This is a genomic window from Streptomyces sp. NPDC060027, from assembly GCF_042737005.1.
Lineage (GTDB): Bacteria > Actinomycetota > Actinomycetes > Streptomycetales > Streptomycetaceae > Streptomyces.
Genome location: NZ_JBHWVI010000066.1, coordinates 20,009 through 37,252 on the forward strand (window position 1 = coordinate 20,009; position 17,244 = coordinate 37,252).

The window sequence follows — 17,244 nt, forward strand, 5'->3', positions numbered from 1 at the left end:
CTGGATGCGGGTCAGTTGGCCTTCGCGGCGCCGCGGCGGCGCATGCCGAAGAAGACCGCTCCGCCACCGACGACGACGAGCGCACCGGCGATACCGGCGATCATCGGGGTGTTGGAGTCCGCGCCGGTCTCGGCGAGGTTGGACTCACCGGCCGCCGCGGACGGCTGGTTGTCGCCCGGCGTCGCCGGGGCAGCGCTGCTCTCCGAGTCCGACGGGGTCGCCGAGTCGGAAGGCGTCTCCGAGCCGGAGGGGGTCTCCGACGGCTCCGGGCTCTCCGAAGGCGACGGGGACTCCGACTTCGTGGTGCAGGCATCGGACGGCGCCGTCGTGATCGGCGTGACGTCCGCGTCGACGAGCTTCGGAACGGTGATGTGGACCCGGTACTCGGCGCCGGGAGCCCAGTCCTCCGAGAACGTGACGGTGGAGCCCTTGGCGCTGCCGGTGAGCTTCTTCTCGCCGACCTGCCGCTCGTCGGCGCCGTTCGACTCGAGGTAGACCGTGACGGTGGCTTCCTTGGCGGAGGCGTCCGTGTCGGTCACGGTGATGATGCCCTTCCCGTCGCCGTCGCAGGAAGCGGCGGCCGAGAAGTCACGGATGTTGCAAGCGAGCGCGTTGCCGGCGATGCCGAGCGTGAGCGCGGCAGAGGCGGAGGCAACGCCGAGGATTCGCACGGTACGTGCGGTGCGTCGAGATATGGACACGATTGCCCTTCACAGGTTGCGCAACTGCGGGGGGTATCGGGGGATTTGCTGCGAATCATTCCGTGGCAACAGCACCCCCAGGAGTTTCACAGGTTTATAAGTGCCACCTAAGTGCTGTCAATGCATATGCCCAGCCTCGTCGTTGGCTTTGCCGAGTCATTAACCGCCGAGGTGTTTGAGTGCCTCCGGAGCGTCATCAACGCGGTCGACGAGCGCGATCCGCGGCTCCATCGCACGCTCCCGCGCCAACGCCCTGAGCAGCGGCCAGGCCGGATACCTCTCGGTCCAGTGCGCACGGTCCACCAGGACCATGGGGGTGGGCTCCCCCCTCGACTCGTAGTAGTTCGGGGTCGCGTTGTCGAAGATCTCCTGTACGGTCCCGGCGGCGCCCGGCAGGAAGACGACACCCGCGTTCGAGCGGGCCAGCAGCCCGTCCTCACGGGTCGCGTTGGCGAAGTACTTCGCCAGGTGCGCGGCGAAGGCGTTCGGCGGTTCGTGCCCGTAGAACCAGGTGGGGATGCCGACCGAGGGGCCACCCGACGGCCAGCGTTCCCGCACCGCGAACGCCGCACGCGCCCAGTCGGTGACGGAGGGGGTGAACGAGGGGACGGCCGCCAGAATGCGCAGCGCCTCGTCGAGCATGCCGTCGTCGAAGGGAGCCGCGTACGCGCCGAGGTTCGCCGCCTCCATGGCGCCCGGACCGCCGCCGGTGGCGACCGTGAGACCGGAGCGCGCGAGCTCCCGGCCGAGCCGCGCGGCCCCCGCGTACGCCTCCGTGCCGCGTGCCATCGCGTGGCCGCCCATCACGCCGACCACCCGTGCGCCGACGAGGAGTTCGTCGAGCGCGTCGGACACGGAGTCGTCGTGCACCGCGCGGACCATCGACGCGAAGATGTCGCCGTCGGCCTTGGTCTGCTGGAACCAGGCGTACGCACGGGCGTCGGGCGTCGCCTCGTACCCCGCGTCGAGCGAGGCGAAGAGCTCGTCGGGGGAGTAGAGATGGCCCCGGTAGGGATCGAGGGGCAGTCCCGGCACGGGCGGGAAGACGAGGGCGCCCGAGGTCCGGACACCGGCGGCGGCCTCGGCCTCCATCGGGCAGCCCAGGAACACGGCACCCGTGGTGTCCACGGAGAGCAGTTCCTTCGTACGGCCCGTCAGGTCGACCGCCTGGACACGGAACCGGGCGAGCGTGCCGCCCGTCGAGAGGACCTCGTCGAACTCGGTGAGGGATTCGATCTCACGGTCAGGGGATGCGTGGAGAGGTGTCGGCTGCACGCGGCCATGCTAGGGGCTGCCGTTCGGAGGACACCCGGGGTTCGCGGTACCCGGCACGACGCTGCCGGTGATGTCGTATCAGCCGCGTGCACCCGCCACGCGGGTGACACCGTGCCGGGCGACGCGCGGGACGCCGGGACCGGGCTGGGGCCCGAGCCGGGCTCCCGGGGCCGACGTCACGAGGCCGGTGCGCGGACCCCCGTACCGCGCACCGGCCCCGGGAGGTGAACCGGGACGGCCGGACTCAGCCCTGGACCGCCGCCGGGTCCATCCACATGACCTCCCAGGTGTGGCCGTCCGGGTCGTCGAAGGCGCGGCCGTACATGAAGCCCTGGTCCTGCGTGTCGCCGGTCGCCGAGCCGCCCGCGGCGATCGCGCCGTCGACGAGCTCGTCGACCTTCTCGCGGCTCTCGGCGCTCAGACACAGCAGCACCTCGCTGGTCCTGGTCGCGTCCGCGATCTGCTTCTTGGTGAAGTCCGCGTAGCGCTGCTTGCTGAGCATCATCGCGATGATCGTGTCGCTGATCACCACACAGGCGCAGTCGTCGGTGGAGAACTGCGGGTTGATCGTGTAGCCGAGCTCCGTGAAGAACTTCTTCGAGGTGTCCACGTCGGACACCGGCAGGTTCACGAAGATCATCTGCTGGTACATGTGAGGGTCTCCCGTCAGTGGTGTGCCGTTCGCAGGGATAGACCGGGGGTCCGCCCGGAACTCATCGCCCGGCACGGACCTTTTTCCTCCGCGATCGCGTGGACCGGTCCGTGGACGGATCAGCGGGCCAGAGGAAGCGCGGCCAGCTCGGCGACCGCCCAGGTCAGCGGGGCGAACACGGCGAACAGCGCGCCGACACGCAGGGCCGCGGCGCCGCGCAGCGTCGCGGTGGGCGCACCCAGCCGCAGCAGGGCCGCCGTGGTGTCCGCCCGCTCCTGCTTCGCCTCGACGGCGGCGGTCGCCAGCGTCAGCAGCGTGCACCCGGCGACCAGCAGGGTCCCGAGGGTGGTCAGCGGACCGAACGCGGGCCGGGAACCGGTGTACAGCGTCGTCATGGCGAACCCGCCCGACGCCACCGCGCACACCACGCCCAGCGGCTGCCCGATGCGCCGTGCCTCCGCCTGGAGCACCCGTCCGGCCAGCAGCCGCAGCGCGCCGGGGCGTACGGCCTGGAGCAGCCGCCCGCACAGATAGGTGATCGCGGGTCCCGCGAGGGCCAGACCGAGCGCCGTCAGCACCCAGCCGAGCAGCACCCCGGCCGGACCGCCGACGAAACCGCCGGGCAGCGCGAGCGCGGGCGCGGGCCCCGAACGGCTCGCGTACGTCTCCACGGCCAGCCCGGCCGCCAGTGTGGCCGCGCCCCAGGGGAGCCCGTTCGGAGAGGTCTCCGGCGGCGGCAGCCGATGGAGGTCGGCCTCGGCGACCGGCCGCCGGTCCAGGTGTGCCTGCGCCCGGTCGGCACCCTCGTACGCGGCGGGTGTCCCGGCGTGCCCGTGGGTGACGGCGGCCGAACGGTCCTGCGCACCCACCCTCTGAGCGCTCTGAGTGCTGTTCTCCTGAGCGGTGTTCCCGCCGGCCTCCCGAAGGGTGTCCTCGCCGGCGTACGCCTCGGCCGTCCAGTGGAAGTCGGGGCCGTCGGCGTCGGCGTCGGCGGCGGCGTCCGGGGTACGGGGGTCGGGCTGCGGCGGGGCCGCACCCCCGGTGTTCGCCACGGCGTCCGCCAGCGCGTCCTCGAATCCGTCGGCCGTGCCGGTTCCGGCGGAGGCGGTGGGCGCGCCGCGCCGCCCACCCGCGGGCTGTCCACCCCGCGCGGTCCCGCGCGGCGGAGCGGTCGCGACCGCGTTCTGCCGTGCCGACATCCAGGTGCGGCCGTACGACCAGGCGGTGCGCTGCGGTCCGCTGTGCCGGGGGCGCAGGACCAGGGCGGCCGCGCCGGAGGCCGCGATCGGCACCAGGACGAGCAGCGTCAGGGCCGCCGGCAGGGGCAGGGACTGGCCGGCGGCCAGGAACTCCGCCGCCGCGCCGTCGAACGGGATGCCGGTCAGGTCGCCGCGCAGGTGGAGGAAGAGGAGCAGGGCGAGCAGCGAGCCGAGGAGTGTGGACAGCGCCGTGGTGGCGGCGGAGATGGCCATCAGCCGGCCCGGGCCGAGGCCGATGGCGGAGAGGCCGGCCCGGGGGCGCGTGCCGGGGTCGGTGCGGGCCACCGCGACGGCGAAGTAGACCGTGGCGGCGAGGGGGGCGACGCACCAGGCCAGGCGCAGCGCGCCGGCGGCCGAGGCGTCCGGATGGCTCATCGCGTATCCCAGCGTGCACAGCAGCAGGAACCCGGTGCCCGCGGAGGCGGCGGCGACCAGGAGCCGGCGGAGCTGGACGAGGGGGTTGCCCCCGCGGGCTAGACGGAGAGCGAGCACGCGGCCCGGCCTTCCGCCTCGGCGACCGGGGGCAGGTGGACGGTGTTCACACGCCGTCCGTCGAGCAGCGACACCGTGCGGTCGGCGAGCGCCGCCGTGTCCGCGTCGTGGGTGGCGAGGACGACGGTGATGCCGTGCGAGCGGGCTGCCGTGGTGAGCGTACGCAGCACATGGGCGCGGTCGGCGCGGTGCAGCGGGGCCGTCGGCTCGTCGGCGAACAGCACGGTGGGGGAGGGGGCGAGGGCGCGGGCGATGGCGACGCGCTGCCGCTCGGCCTGGAGCAGGGCGTGCGGGCGTTTGCGGGCGCAGCCGCCGATGTCGAGGCGCTCCAGCCACTCCAGGGCGGCGGTCTTGGCGGCCCGGCGGGCGCAGCCGCGCAGCATCAGCGGAAGGGCGGCGTTCTCCCAGGCGTTCAGCTCGGGGACCAGGGACGGGACCGGATCGATCCAGGCGAACCGGTCGCGGCGCAGCCGCTCGCGGGTGAGCGGGCCCATGGTGTGGACGGGCGAGCTGTTGAACCAGACCTCGCCCTGCTGAGGCAGCAGCTGGCCGGACAGGCATCGCAGGAGGGTCGTCTTGCCGCTGCCGCGCGGGCCGCCGACGGCGAGGATCTCGCCCTCACGGACGCCGAGCGAGACACCGCTGAGCGCGGGCGAGCCGTTGTGCTTGACGTGCAGGGCGCGTGCCCAGAGCACGTCGTTGTCAGGCGGGGCCACCATCGCGTACACCTCGTTCAGATCTGATGTGCCGTGCCCGGCGACCTCTTCGAGGTCGCTCGGTCCCCCGGACGGGGGAACGAAGGCAGGGCCGATCGGTCACTGGGCACGCTAGGGAGTCGGGGCCGGGAGGCCGGACAGCACGCGGCCCCGGGCCGCCCATTCTCACTCGAACGGGCGCCACCGGGGCCGGTGTTGATCAGTTCCGCGGAGGGCCGGAGCCCGCCGACGGGAGATCGGCGGAGCAGGGCCCGCGACTGAGCATCCGAGGTGCGGGATCCGAGGTGCGGGATCGGCAGCGCGGGATCAGGGGCGCGGGATCAGAGCTTGGTCCACGCCTCCGTCAGGACCTGACGGACGATCCCCTCGATCTCGTCGAAGGTCGACTGGTCGGAGATCAGCGGCGGCGACAGCTGGATGACCGGGTCACCGCGGTCGTCGGCGCGGCAGTAGAGGCCGTACTCGAAGAGCTTCTTGGAGACGAAGCCGTAGAGCACGCGCTCCGACTCCTCGTCCGTGAAGGTCTCCTTGGTGGCCTTGTCCTTCACCAGCTCGATGCCGTAGAAGAAGCCGTTGCCGCGGACGTCGCCGACGATCGGCAGGTCGTGCAGCTTCTGCAGGGTCTGCAGGAAGTTGGCCTCGTTGTCCAGGACGTGCTGGTTCAGGCCCTCACGCTCGAAGATGTCGAGGTTCGTGAGCGCCACGGCCGCGGAGACCGGGTGCCCGCCGAAGGTGTAGCCGTGCAGGAAGGTGTTGTCGCCCTTGTAGAACGGCTCGGCGACGCGGTCGGAGACGATGCACGCGCCGATCGGGGAGTAGCCCGAGGTCATGCCCTTGGCGCAGGTGATCATGTCCGGTACGTAGCCGAACTTGTCGCAGCCGAACATCGTGCCGAGGCGGCCGAAGGCGCAGATGACCTCGTCCGAGACCAGCAGCACGTCGTACTGGTCGCAGATCTCGCGCACGCGCTGGAAGTAGCCGGGCGGCGGCGGGAAGCAGCCGCCGGCGTTCTGCACCGGCTCCAGGAAGACCGCGGCGACGGTCTCCGGGCCCTCGAAGAGGATCTCCTGCTCGATCTGGTCGGCGGCCCAGCGGCCGTAGGCCTCCGGGTCGTCGCCGAAGAGCGGGGCGCGGTAGATGTTGGTGTTGGGGACCTTGTGGGCACCCGGGACCAGCGGCTCGAAGGGGGCCTTCAGGGCCGGCAGACCGGTGATGGACAGGGCGCCCTGCGGGGTGCCGTGGTAGGCGACCGCACGCGAGATGACCTTGTACTTGGTCGGCTTGCCCTGCAGCTTGAAGTACTGCTTGGCCAGCTTCCACGCGGTCTCGACGGCCTCGCCGCCACCGGTGGTGAAGAACACCTTGTTCAGGTCGCCCGGCGCGTGGTGCGCGAGACGCTCGGCCAGCTCGATGGCCTTGGGGTGGGCGTAGGACCACACCGGGAAGAAGGCCAGCTCCTGGGCCTGCTTGAAGGCCGTCTCGGCCAGCTCGGTGCGGCCGTGGCCGGCCTGGACCACGAACAGGCCCGCGAGACCGTCGAGGTAGCGCTTGCCCTTGTCGTCGTAGATGTAGGTGCCCTCACCACGGACGATGGTGGGAACGGGCGCGTTCTCGTACGAGGACATGCGGGTGAAGTGCATCCACAGGTGGTCGTACGCGGTCTTGCTGAGGTCCTTGGTGCTCACGGCTATCGGGTTCCCCACATGTAGGTCTGCTTCTTGAGCTTCAGGTAGACGAAGCTCTCGGTGGAGCGCACCCCGGGCAGCGCCCGGATGCGTTTGTTGATGACGTCCAGCAGGTGGTCGTCGTCCTCGCAGACGATCTCGGCGAGGATGTCGAACGAGCCCGCGGTCATCACCACGTACTCGACTTCCGACATGGCAGTCAGTGCTTCGGCCACCGGGTCGAGGTCGCCCTCCACGTTGACGCCGACCATCGCCTGCCTGCGGAATCCCACGGTGAGCGGGTCCGTGACGGCGACGATCTGCATGACGCCCTGGTCGAGCAGCTTCTGGACGCGCTGGCGCACCGCCGCCTCGGAGAGGCCCACGGCCTTGCCGATCGCGGCGTACGGGCGGCGACCGTCCTGCTGGAGCTGCTCGATGATGGCGAGGGAGACGGCGTCCAACTGGGGACTGCCGTTCCTGGACTCGCGGGAGTCCCTTGGTTCCGCGCTTCGACTGGCCACGAGCTCACTCTGCACGACGTCTCGATAGTTCCGCAAGCATGCGGCGATGAAATTCGTTGTTTACAGGTACGTGTCTTGCGGATTTCGCAGTTCTGAGTCGTACGGGGGTGTTGAAAACGTCGAGCCACGGATTAGGGTGGGGTCTCAGGCATCTCAGGTACTGGACACCTGGGACGTTGGACATCCGACAGGAGGGCCGGGCAGTGAGCACCGAGCTGCGTCGTCTGCGCAATTACATCGACGGAGAATTCCGCGATGCCGCCGATGGACGGACCACGGAGGTGGTCAACCCCGCGAACGGCGAGGCGTACGCGACCGCGCCGCTCTCCGGCCAGGCGGACGTCGACGCCGCGATGGCGGCCGCGGCCGCGGCCTTCCCGGCCTGGCGCGACCAGACCCCCTCCGAGCGCCAGAAGGCCCTCCTGAAGATCGCGGACGCGTTCGAGGAGCGGGCCGAGGAGCTCATCGCGGCCGAGGTGGAGAACACCGGCAAGCCGATCGGACTGACCCGGTCGGAGGAGATCCCGCCGATGGTCGACCAGATCCGCTTCTTCGCGGGAGCCGCCCGCATGCTCGAGGGCCGCTCGGCCGGCGAGTACATGGAGGGCATGACCTCGATCGTCCGCCGCGAGCCGATCGGCGTCTGCGCCCAGGTCGCGCCGTGGAACTACCCGATGATGATGGCGGTGTGGAAGTTCGCCCCGGCCCTCGCCGCGGGCAACACGGTCGTCCTGAAGCCCTCGGACACCACCCCGGCCTCCACCGTCCTGATCGCCGACATCATCGGCGGCATCCTGCCCAAGGGCGTCTTCAACGTCCTCTGCGGCGACCGCGACACCGGCCGCGCGATGGTCGAGCACCCGACCCCGGCGATGGCGTCCATCACCGGCTCCGTCCGCGCGGGCATCTCGGTCGCCGAGTCGGCGTCCAAGGACGTCAAGCGCGTCCACCTGGAGCTGGGCGGCAAGGCCCCGGTCGTCGTCTTCGAGGACACCGACATCGCCAAGGCCGTCGAGGACATCTCGGTCGCGGGCTTCTTCAACGCCGGCCAGGACTGTACGGCCGCCACCCGCGTCCTCGTCCAGGAGTCCATCCACGACGAGTTCGTCACCGCGCTCGCCAAGGCCGCCGCCGAGACGAAGACCGGGCAGCCGGACGACGAGGACGTGCTCTACGGCCCGCTGAACAACCCGAACCAGCTCAAGCAGGTCGCCGGGTTCATCGAGCGCCTGCCCGCGCACGCCAAGGTCGAGGCGGGCGGCAAGCAGGTCGGCGACAAGGGCTACTTCTACGCCGCGACCGTCGTCTCCGGCCTCAAGCAGGACGACGAGATCATCCAGAACGAGGTCTTCGGACCGGTCATCACCGTCCAGTCCTTCTCGGACGAGGCCCAGGCCATCGAGTGGGCCAACGGCGTCGACTTCGCCCTCGCCTCCTCGGTGTGGACCAAGGACCACGGCCGCGCGATGCGTCTGTCCAAGTCCCTCGACTTCGGCTGTGTGTGGATCAACACCCACATCCCGCTGGTCGCCGAGATGCCGCACGGCGGCTTCAAGAAGTCCGGCTACGGCAAGGACCTGTCGGGGTACGGCTTCGACGACTACACGCGCATCAAGCACGTGATGACGTCGCTGGACGGCTGACCGCGAACCGACCGCCGGACGGCGGGTCGACCACGCGTCGAGCGTGAACCACGGGGCCCCGGACTGGAGTTGATCCCGTCCGGGGCCACGCTGTTTCCCCCTCCGCGCAGGCTCAGGCGCTCTCGGTCACGCTGGAGAGCGTGGGTTCGTCGGGTGCGCCCGCCTTCCCGTTCTCCTTCTCCGTGTGGAAGCCGGGCAGCTCGCCTGAGCCTCCGATGGAGCCGCCGACAGAGCTTCCGCCGGATCCGGTGCCGGGCTTGCCGGGCTTGCCCGGAACGGGCAGGGGAGGCAGACCGGCGCCCGACGAGAAGGTGATGCCGGCCTTCTTCAGGATCGGCGCGCACGCCTTCACGGCGGCCCGGTAGCCCTTGGACGCCGGGTCGAATCCCTTGGACGCCCCCACCCTCACGCTGAACCGGATGTGGCCCCGCTTGTCCTTCGAGGCGTGGAATGCCGGGAAGACCTTCTGGCCGTGGCCGCGCATACACGCCGCGAACGCGTCGTTGGCCGTGTTCACATCGCCGGGCGCGTGCGAGGTCGGCCGGTACCCGACGGCCGGCATGGCCCCTCCGGGCGGCAGACTGCCCTTCGGCGGCTTGCCTGTCGCGTGCTGCGTGAGCCGGGCGGACGCGGCGGTCCCCGCCGTCGCCGTGGTCACGGTGGACCTGTCGGACGCCGAAGCGGCCGAGGCGCTGACGGTCCCGAGCGTGGCGGCCGAGATCAAGGCGCAGGCCAGGGTGAGTCGTTGTGGCCGAGTGGCCAGTGCACGCATGGGTTTCCTCCATGGGGCGGGCGGCGGTGTCGCCGGGTCGGATGCGTTGGCGCACCGCCGCGCCGTCACATGTCGTGGCTCGACCGTCAGGGCGGGGTGCGCGGTGCCGTGTTGTGCTCCAGCCAAGCCCGGGGGCGGTTACGGCACGGGAACGGCCGTCCTTATCGCGAACCGACGGTGAGCCCGAGGCGTACGCCGGGACGGCCGGGCCCGGCCGGGGTGTGCGGGCCCGGCCCGATGCGCGGGGTTCGCACAGGGGACGCTTATCCCCGTGTAACCACCGGAGCGCCACACTGACCGCCATGCGTGTGCTGGTGGTCGAGGACCATGAAGAGCTCGCCGAGACCGTGGCCGCCGGGCTGCGCCGCGAGGGCATGGCGGTCGATCTCGCGCTGGACGGGCCCACGGCGCTGGAACGCGCGGATGTCAACGGCTACGACGTCGTCGTGCTCGACCGCGATCTGCCCGGCGTCCACGGCGACCAGGTGTGCCGGACGCTGGCGGCGGGCGGCAGCCGGGCGAGGGTGCTGATGCTCACCGCGTCCGGCACGGTGGCCGACCGCGTCATGGGGCTCGGCCTCGGAGCCGACGACTATCTGCCGAAGCCGTTCGCGTTCGCCGAACTCGTCGCACGTGTACGGGCGTTGGCGCGGCGTGCGCAGCCCGCGCTGCCTCCTGTCCTGGTCCGCGGAGAGCTGCGGCTCGACCCGGCGCGACGCCAGGCCACCCGGGGCGGTTCGGGGCTCGCCCTCAGCCCGAAGGAGTTCGCCGTACTCGAACTCCTGCTGGCCGCGCAGGGCGCCGTGGTCTCCACCGAGGAACTCCTGGAGCGGGCCTGGGACGAGGCGGCCGACCCCTTCAGCCAGACCGTGAAGGTCACCGTCAGCCGCCTGCGCCGCAAGCTGGGGGAGCCGCCGCTGATCGCGACGGTGGACCGGGCGGGGTATCGGATCGCATGACGCACCTGTCCGGCGGCCCGAACCGGCCGGCTCCGTACCGCGTGCGATGGCAGTTGGCTCCGCGCAGTATCCGCTGGCGGCTCACCCTGCTCTACAGCGCGCTGTTCCTGGTGGCGGGGGCGGCCCTGCTCGGCTTCACCTACCTGCTCGCGTCGCGGTCCAAGCCGTCGACGGCCGTCGGCGCGAGCGTGGGGCCGGGGCTGCCGGCGGGTACCGGGTTCCCCAGCCCCGATCCGCCGACGCTCACGATGTACGCCGAGGCCCTGCGCGCCGATCAACTGCACCAGTTGCTGGTCGAGGCGGGTATCGCGCTCGCCGTGATGACGGTCGCCTCCGTGGCCCTCGGGCGGCTGATGGCCGGACGCGTCCTCGCGCCGCTGCGCACGATGACCGCCGCCGCCCGGCGTATCTCCGCCGACAACCTCCGGCAGCGGCTGGCGGTGCCGGGCCCCGAGGACGAGCTCAAGGCGATGGCGGACACCTTCGACGACGTACTGGGGCGGCTGGAGGGCGCGTTCGAGGCGCAGAAGCAGTTCGTGGCCAACGCCTCGCACGAACTGCGTACTCCGCTCACGCTCCAGCAGGCGATCGTGGACGTCGCGCTCGCCGACCCCGGGGCGTCCGTGGAGAGTCTGCGGGCCGCGTGCCTTCGGGTGCGCGCGGCCGGGCAGGAGCAGGCGCGGCTCATCGACGCCCTGCTGACACTCGCGCACAGTCAACGGGGGTTGCAGCGGCGCGAGTTCGTCGACCTCGCGGAGGTGGTGCGGGGGCGGTTGCCGGACGGTGCGGTGGTGGCCGACGGCTCCGCCGCCGGCGAGGTGCCGTCCCGTGGGGTCGGGGGCGAGGTGCCCTCCGGTGGGGTTGAGGGTGGTGAGGTGTCGCGTGGTGGGGTCGAGGGTGGTGAAGCGTCGTCCGGTGGGACCGAGGACGGTGAAGCGCCGTCCTGTGGGACCGAGGCCGGTGAGGTGTGGTCGCGTGGGACCGAGGACGGCGGGGTTTCGTCCGGTGGGGTCGAGGACCGTGGGCCGCGGGTGCGGGCCGACCTCGGCTCCGCGCCCGTCCTGGGCGATCCGCAGCTGATCGAGCGGCTGGTCGTCAACCTCACGGACAACGCCGTACGGCACAACAGCCCGGAGAGCGGGGAGGGCTGGGTTCGTCTGTGGACCGGGACGGAGGCGGGGCATCCCGTGCTGCGGATCGACAACACCGGCCCGGTGATCCCGCGTGACCAGGTGGCCGGACTCTTCCAGCCGTTCCGGCGACTGGGTGCGGAACGGACCCACGCGCACCCTCGGCCCCGCTCGCGAGGGAAGGGCCACCAGCGGGACGGCCTGGGCCTCGGCCTGTCCATCGTCACGGCCGTCGCCACCGCTCACGGCGGCACGGTCGAGGCGTGGCCCCGCCCGCAGGGCGGCCTGACGGTGAGGGTCACGTTCCCGCCGTGCGCACCGCCGGTACCCCGGCCGGGGCGGGCCGACGGGCACGTGTCCCGGCCGGGGCCGGTAGACGGTCCGGCGTCCCGTGTGCGGCCGGCCGACAGGAGCGCTCCCCCCGCGCGACCGGCCGACGGGCCCGCTTCCTCCGCGAGCCCGGACGGCGCGCACCCGCCCGGGGTCTTCGGAACGCCCGTGAACTGATCGACAGGGTGTCGGGTCGGCGGGCGAGTGCTCGACGCAGCGTCCATTGTCCGGACCCGGCGCGGGTAGGCATGCTTCGCGCGTGCCAGTGAATCGGAAGACCTCGCCCCTGTCCCGCCGGTCCCTGCTGCGCGCCCTGGGCGGCGGTGCCGCGCTCGGAGCCCTGGCGGGGTGCGGGGTGCCGGCGGCGTACGTGGGACCCGGCGACCGGGCCGGAGCCGACCTCTCCGCCACGGACAAGCGGCTGACCTGGGCGAACTGGCCCCTGTACATCGACACCGACGACGACGACACGACCAGCCGGCCGACACTGGAGGCTTTCGAGAAGCGCACCGGGATCTCCGTCGACTACATCGAGGAGATCAACGACAACGACGAGTTCTTCGGCAAGATCAGCCCGTCCCTGATGAACCATCAGCGGACGGGCCGGGACCTCATCGTCATCAGCGACTGGATGTGCGCTCGTTTCGTCCGGCTCGGCTGGGTCCAGGAGATGGACCGGTCCCGGCAGCCGAACGTCACCAGGTACCTCGATCCGCTGCTGAGCTCGCCCGCCTTCGACCCCGGCCGCAAGTCGTCGGTGCCCTGGCAGTCGGGGATCACCGGCATCGCGTACAACCGCCGCAAGGTCGGTCGCGAGATCAAGCACGTGTCCGACCTGTGGGCCGACGACCTCAAGGGCCGGGTCACGCTGCTCTCCGGCCTCGACGAGGCGTTCGCGCTGCTCATGCAGGGCAACGGGGTCGACATCACGAAGTGGCGGGCGGACGACTTCCACCGGGTGTGCGATCAGGTCGAGAAGCACGTGCGCAGCGGTCAGATCCGCCGCTTCACCGGCAACGACTACATCAAGGACCTCTCCAGCGGGGACGTCCTGGCCTGCCAGGCGTACTCGGGCGACGTGATCCAGCTCCAGGCCGACGACCCCGACATCCGTTTCGTCGTCCCCGAGGAGGGCGCCGAACTGTGGGCCGAGTCGCTGATGATCCCCAACCTGGCCCGGCACAAGGCCAACGCGGAGAAGCTCATCGACTACTACTACGAGCCCGAGGTCGCCGCCGAGCTGGCCGCCTGGGTCAACTACGTCTGTCCGGTGCCCGCCGCGCAGGACGTCCTCGCCTCCTCCAAGGACAAGGACACCGCCGCCCTCGCCGAGGACCCCCTGATCTTCCCCGACGCGACCATGCGCAAGCGCCTCGCGATCGCCCGCGACATCACCTCCACCGAACGCACGGAGTTCGCGAAGCGCTGGAACGCGATCGCGGGGCTGTGATCGGCGGTCAGCCGGACGAACCGTCCATGAGGAGGCCGCGGCAGAGCCGACCTGGGCGCCCCGGACCCCGGGCGGCTCAGGATCCTCCCGCACCCGCTGACTCGCCCCTTGCCGCCACGGCGCCCTCGCATCCGTACCGCGCGGGGCGCCGTGGCGTGACCGGAGCCGCAGGTGCGGTCGGCGCCGCGTTCCGTCGCGTCATCGCGACGCCCACGAGGACCACGGCCATGCCCAGCACCACCCGGACGCTGAGGTGTTCGCCCAGGACGACCACGCCGAGGAGGACGGAGACCACCGGCAGCAGGTAGCCGACCACGGCCGCGCTGGTGGCGCCCTCGTCGTTGATGATCCGGTAGGTGAGGTGGAACGTGATCGCGGTGCAGAACACGCTGAGAACGACGGCCGCCACCATGACGGCCGGACCGGGGTCGATCGACCGCAGGCCGCCGATCGGCATCGTGACGGCGGTCAGTCCGCTCGCGGCGACGAGCTGGGCGGCGGAGAGGGAGATGGTGGGGGTGCCCTTGCGGACCAGGGTGCGACCCATGTACGTGAACGCGACGGCGTAGCTGGCGGCCGCGCCGAGGATGGCGAGGGCGCCCCAGCCGATGGCCCCGGTCGTCTGCCAGGGGGCGAAGATGACGATCGTGCCGGCGAAACCGAGCAGAAGGCCCGTCAGGCGGACGGGGTGGAGTCCGCGTTCCGAGCCGAGGGCGAGACCGAGGGCGATCGACCAGATGGGGGTCGTGGAGTTCAGGACTCCGGCGAGACCCGAGTCGACGGTCTGCTGGCCCAGGCTGAACAGCGCGAACGGGAGCGCGTTGCAGAAGAAGGCCGCGACGACGATGTGGCGCCAGACGGTGATGCCCCGAGGCATGCTCCGGCCCGTCGCGTAGCAGGCGACGGTGAGGACGAGGGCGCCGAGGACGCAGCGGATGAACGTGACCTGGAGCGGGGAGAGCCCGCGCAGCGCCAGTTCGATCCAGAGGAAGGTCGAGCCCCACAGCAGAGCGAGCACGGCCACCCGCATGCCGCCCCGCAGACTCCGTGTACCGCTGCTCACGATGGCTTTCCTCGATTCGGTCGATGTTCCGGTCGCTGTTTCGGTCGAGGTTTCGCCCGGTGGTCGGTTCCGCGGTCGGTCCAGCGGTCGGTCCAGCGAGCTCCCTCGGTCCCGGTCCTTCGAAGGTGCCCCAGCCAAGCTTTGAGGACAAGCGAATGGTTCTACCTATTCTGTTAAGCTGCGCTACATGCTTGATGTGAGGCGACTGCAGGTACTGCGCGCGGTGGTCACCAGCGGCACGGTCACCGCTGCCGCGGCCCACCTCGGCTACACGCCGTCCGCCGTCAGCCAGCAGGTGGCGGCGCTGGAGAAGCAGGCCGGCACGGCGCTGCTCGAACGGGTGGGCCGCGGGGTGCGGCCCACCGCCGCCGGCCTGCTGCTCACCGAGCACGCGGCCCTGATCAGTTCGGCGGTCGCCCAGGCGGAGACCGCCCTCGCCGACCTCCGCGCCGGACGCACCGGACGCTTGGCGGTCCGCTACTTCGCCACAGCGGGGTCCACGTTGGTGGCCCCCGCCCTGGCCCGGCTGCGCGCGGAGCACCCCGGTGTCCGCGTCGACCTTCAACTCACCGACCCGGAGGACCCGTTCCAGGAAGTGGCACGGGGTCTGGTCGACCTGGCCGTGGTCGTCCAGGGGCGTGACCGTGTCGGCGACGGCTTCCGGCTCGTCCACCTCCTCGACGACCCCTACGCCGCCGTACTGCCCGTCGGTCATCCGCTCGCCGGCGAGGAGACCATCGACCTGAGCGCGCTGTCCGGCGAGCAGTGGGTCGGCAGCGAGCCGCCCGGCCCCTGCCTGGAACCGGTGATCGACTCCTGTGCGGCGGCCGGCTTCAGCCCCGACTTCGTCATCCAGAGCGAGGATTACGCCACCGCTCAGGGCTTTGTCGCGGCCGGCCTCGGTGTCGGCCTGATGCCGCGGCTGGGGCTGCGCAACCGGCACCCCGGCGTCGTCGTACGCCCGGTCCGCAACCCCGAGCCGGTCCGGGTGATCTCGGCGGCCGCACGGGAGATCGCCTTCCAGCAGCCCGCCCTGCGCGGTCTGCTGGACGCGCTGCGGGACGCGGCCACCGACGCCGACCCGTCCGATCGACCCGGGGCGGACTGACCGCGTCCTCGGCCACGGCGGCGGAGAGCACGGAGTCGACGTGATGACGAGCGGGGTCGAGTTCCCGCGCACGTGCGGGTCGACGTGGTGTCGGCGCTGGAGTCCCTGGCGGACGCCGATCACCAGCGGAGAGTGTGGCTCGACCGGGCCCCCGCGCCGACGTGCTGGGGCCGGTCGTCGACGAGTCGGGTGACGTCGGCGACGAGGTCTATCTGGCGTCGCCCCGGTGGCCGGGCGTCGTGCGGCGGCGCAGAACGTGCTCAAGGCGATGCGCGCCGAGCACTGAGGCGCGGTGAACTCCGAGGGGCAGGCCCACCGTTCGCGGTACCCCGGCCGCTCGGACGGCACCCCGCCCGTCTTTGCCTCCTCTTTACAACCCCGTCCGTCGCCGCCTCGTCTCTCCGCTCGATCCGTAACGCAGCCCGCCGTGCCAACGGGCGGGCGGACCGACGAAAGAGAGCGACTCATGCGCCGAACCGTCTTCAGTGCCACGGCACTCGCGTGCACCGCCGTGCTGGTGGGCACGGTGCCCGCGTTCGCCCACGGGACGTCCCCGAGCCCCGCGAGCCGTCCGAGTGTCACGGCCGCGCCGGCCCCGGCGAGCTCCGCCGCGACCCGGACGCCCACCGCCGCCCCGAGCGCCGTACCGAGCGCCGCCCCAAGCGCCGTACCGACGCGGGTGCCGTCCCCGGGGCAGGTCTCCGTGCGGCCGAGCGGAGCGCCCGACACCGGTGTGGCGCCGACGGCGGCGAACTCCGCCGGGCAGGGCGGGCTGATCGGCGGGAGTGCCGCGGCGGTGCTCGTCGTCGGAGGCGCGGCGGTCCTCGTCGTACGCCGCCGGCGGGCGACCGGGGCATGACACCCGTCTCCAGGCGCGCGTTCGTCACCGCGGCGACGGCCGGGCTGCTCGTCGGGTGCGGCGGCCACCCGGCCGGCCGGGGCGCGACCGCGCGGTCCGGGGACACGCCGCCGCCTTCGTCCCCCGTCGCGAAGCCGGCGCCTCCACGGGGGCGTTCGGTCCCGGTCCGGCTCCGGATACCGGCCATCGGGGTCGACACCCCGGTCATACGGCTCGGGCTGGCCCCGGACGGCAGCGTGCAGGTGCCCCCGATCGCGGCGCACGACCGGGCCGGCTGGTACCGGCACTCGCCGACTCCGGGGCAGACCGGTCCGTCGGTGATCCTCGGTCATGTCACGGTCGGCGCGTACGGCGACGGCGTCTTCCGCCACCTCGCGCGCCTGCGCCGCGGGGACCGGATCGTGGTGCGCCTGGAGAACGGCGGGTCGGCGGAGTTCGCCGTCGGCGCCGTACGTACGGTCGCCAAGGCCGACTTCCCGGCCGACGCGGTCTACGGCGACGTGGACCGTCCGGAGCTGCGGCTCATCACCTGCGGCGGTGCCCGTTCCCGAGGCGGCTACCTCGACAACGTGATCGTGTTCGCGGCGCTGAGCTCCGCGGGCCCCTGACGCGCGGCGGGGCGCCGGGCGGGCCGCCGCGCGGCCGGT

16 protein-coding genes are annotated in these 17,244 nt (G+C 72.0%); 7 read left to right on the top strand and 9 right to left on the bottom strand.

Annotation, left to right across the window (positions count from 1 at the left end):
* Positions 1–11 precede the first annotated feature (11 nt).
* The 7 genes from ACFWBT_RS18600 to ACFWBT_RS18630 form a co-directional block, all read right to left on the bottom strand.
* Positions 12–671 (bottom strand): LAETG motif-containing sortase-dependent surface protein, encoded by a 660-nt coding sequence (locus ACFWBT_RS18600; RefSeq protein WP_385701469.1) that lies wholly within the window; start codon positions 669–671, stop codon positions 12–14.
* A gap of 189 nt (positions 672–860) precedes the next feature.
* Positions 861–1,976 carry an LOG family protein gene (locus ACFWBT_RS18605; protein WP_385701471.1) on the bottom strand — a complete coding sequence of 372 codons (1,116 nt, stop codon included), beginning with the start codon at positions 1,974–1,976 and terminating at the stop codon, positions 861–863.
* Between the two features lie 244 nt (positions 1,977–2,220).
* Positions 2,221–2,628, bottom strand: a complete 408-nt coding sequence (locus ACFWBT_RS18610) for a VOC family protein (protein WP_385701474.1) — start codon at positions 2,626–2,628, stop codon at positions 2,221–2,223.
* Positions 2,629–2,747: 119 nt separating this feature from the next.
* Positions 2,748–4,379 (bottom strand): hypothetical protein, encoded by a 1,632-nt coding sequence (locus ACFWBT_RS18615; RefSeq protein WP_385701476.1) that lies wholly within the window; start codon positions 4,377–4,379, stop codon positions 2,748–2,750.
* Positions 4,361–5,098 (bottom strand): ABC transporter ATP-binding protein, encoded by a 738-nt coding sequence (locus ACFWBT_RS18620; RefSeq protein ID WP_385701479.1) that lies wholly within the window; start codon positions 5,096–5,098, stop codon positions 4,361–4,363. The genes ACFWBT_RS18615 and ACFWBT_RS18620 overlap by 19 nt, the downstream gene beginning before the upstream one ends.
* A gap of 317 nt (positions 5,099–5,415) precedes the next feature.
* On the bottom strand, positions 5,416–6,798 hold the full coding sequence (locus ACFWBT_RS18625) for an aspartate aminotransferase family protein (RefSeq protein ID WP_351540436.1): 1,383 nt from the start codon (positions 6,796–6,798) through the stop codon (positions 5,416–5,418).
* Positions 6,783–7,298 carry an Lrp/AsnC family transcriptional regulator gene (locus ACFWBT_RS18630; RefSeq protein WP_266763216.1) on the bottom strand — a complete coding sequence of 172 codons (516 nt, stop codon included), beginning with the start codon at positions 7,296–7,298 and terminating at the stop codon, positions 6,783–6,785. Before ACFWBT_RS18630 ends, ACFWBT_RS18625 begins: the two co-directional genes overlap by 16 nt.
* Positions 7,299–7,486: 188 nt before the next feature.
* Here ACFWBT_RS18630 and ACFWBT_RS18635 point away from each other — a divergent pair, with 188 nt between their 5' ends.
* Positions 7,487–8,926, top strand: a complete 1,440-nt coding sequence (locus ACFWBT_RS18635) for a gamma-aminobutyraldehyde dehydrogenase (protein WP_385701483.1) — start codon at positions 7,487–7,489, stop codon at positions 8,924–8,926.
* Between the two features lie 112 nt (positions 8,927–9,038).
* On the opposite strand, the gene ACFWBT_RS18640 is transcribed toward ACFWBT_RS18635, so the two are convergent.
* Complete coding sequence (locus tag ACFWBT_RS18640) at positions 9,039–9,698, bottom strand: hypothetical protein (RefSeq protein ID WP_385701485.1); 660 nt, start codon at positions 9,696–9,698, stop codon at positions 9,039–9,041.
* Positions 9,699–10,000: 302 nt separating this feature from the next.
* Between ACFWBT_RS18640 and ACFWBT_RS18645 the strand changes: the two genes are divergently transcribed.
* The 3 genes from ACFWBT_RS18645 to ACFWBT_RS18655 all read left to right on the top strand — a co-directional run bounded on the left by ACFWBT_RS18645 (position 10,001) and on the right by ACFWBT_RS18655 (position 13,567).
* Entirely contained in the window at positions 10,001–10,657 is a 657-nt protein-coding gene (locus ACFWBT_RS18645) for a response regulator transcription factor (protein WP_266763219.1), read from the top strand.
* Entirely contained in the window at positions 10,654–12,294 is a 1,641-nt protein-coding gene (locus tag ACFWBT_RS18650) for a sensor histidine kinase (RefSeq protein ID WP_385701487.1), read from the top strand. The genes ACFWBT_RS18645 and ACFWBT_RS18650 overlap by 4 nt, the downstream gene beginning before the upstream one ends.
* Positions 12,295–12,376: 82 nt before the next feature.
* A complete protein-coding gene (locus ACFWBT_RS18655; RefSeq protein WP_385701489.1) occupies positions 12,377–13,567 on the top strand; it encodes a PotD/PotF family extracellular solute-binding protein in 1,191 nt (396 codons plus the stop codon).
* A gap of 76 nt (positions 13,568–13,643) precedes the next feature.
* Here the strand turns inward: ACFWBT_RS18655 and ACFWBT_RS18660 are convergent, their stop codons facing one another.
* Positions 13,644–14,597, bottom strand: a complete 954-nt coding sequence (locus ACFWBT_RS18660) for a DMT family transporter (protein ID WP_385701500.1) — start codon at positions 14,595–14,597, stop codon at positions 13,644–13,646.
* 220 nt (positions 14,598–14,817) lie between these two features.
* Here ACFWBT_RS18660 and ACFWBT_RS18665 point away from each other — a divergent pair, with 220 nt between their 5' ends.
* From ACFWBT_RS18665 to ACFWBT_RS18675, 3 genes are all read left to right on the top strand, one after another.
* Positions 14,818–15,738 carry a LysR family transcriptional regulator gene (locus tag ACFWBT_RS18665; protein ID WP_385701492.1) on the top strand — a complete coding sequence of 307 codons (921 nt, stop codon included), beginning with the start codon at positions 14,818–14,820 and terminating at the stop codon, positions 15,736–15,738.
* A 466-nt stretch (positions 15,739–16,204) separates the two neighbouring features.
* The gene (locus ACFWBT_RS18670) at positions 16,205–16,597 is read left to right on the top strand and encodes a sortase-dependent protein (protein ID WP_385701495.1); all 393 of its coding nucleotides are present in this window, start codon (positions 16,205–16,207) and stop codon (positions 16,595–16,597) included.
* Entirely contained in the window at positions 16,594–17,205 is a 612-nt protein-coding gene (locus ACFWBT_RS18675; RefSeq protein ID WP_385701498.1) for a class F sortase, read from the top strand. The genes ACFWBT_RS18670 and ACFWBT_RS18675 overlap by 4 nt, the downstream gene beginning before the upstream one ends.
* Positions 17,206–17,244 lie beyond the last annotated feature (39 nt).

Excerpts from the sequence above, each read along its gene's own strand:
- ACFWBT_RS18610 (WP_385701474.1), bottom strand. The coding sequence starts at position 2,628 with ATGTACCAGCAGATGATCTTCGTGAACCTGCCGGTGTCCGACGTGGAC.
- ACFWBT_RS18620 (WP_385701479.1), bottom strand. The coding sequence starts at position 5,098 with ATGGTGGCCCCGCCTGACAACGACGTGCTCTGGGCACGCGCCCTGCAC.
- ACFWBT_RS18640 (WP_385701485.1), bottom strand. The coding sequence starts at position 9,698 with ATGCGTGCACTGGCCACTCGGCCACAACGACTCACCCTGGCCTGCGCC.
- ACFWBT_RS18645 (WP_266763219.1), top strand. The coding sequence starts at position 10,001 with ATGCGTGTGCTGGTGGTCGAGGACCATGAAGAGCTCGCCGAGACCGTG.
- ACFWBT_RS18650 (WP_385701487.1), top strand. The coding sequence starts at position 10,654 with ATGACGCACCTGTCCGGCGGCCCGAACCGGCCGGCTCCGTACCGCGTG.
- ACFWBT_RS18660 (WP_385701500.1), bottom strand. The coding sequence starts at position 14,597 with ATGCGGGTGGCCGTGCTCGCTCTGCTGTGGGGCTCGACCTTCCTCTGG.
- ACFWBT_RS18665 (WP_385701492.1), top strand. The coding sequence starts at position 14,818 with ATGCTTGATGTGAGGCGACTGCAGGTACTGCGCGCGGTGGTCACCAGC.
- ACFWBT_RS18670 (WP_385701495.1), top strand. The coding sequence starts at position 16,205 with ATGCGCCGAACCGTCTTCAGTGCCACGGCACTCGCGTGCACCGCCGTG.
- ACFWBT_RS18675 (WP_385701498.1), top strand. The coding sequence starts at position 16,594 with ATGACACCCGTCTCCAGGCGCGCGTTCGTCACCGCGGCGACGGCCGGG.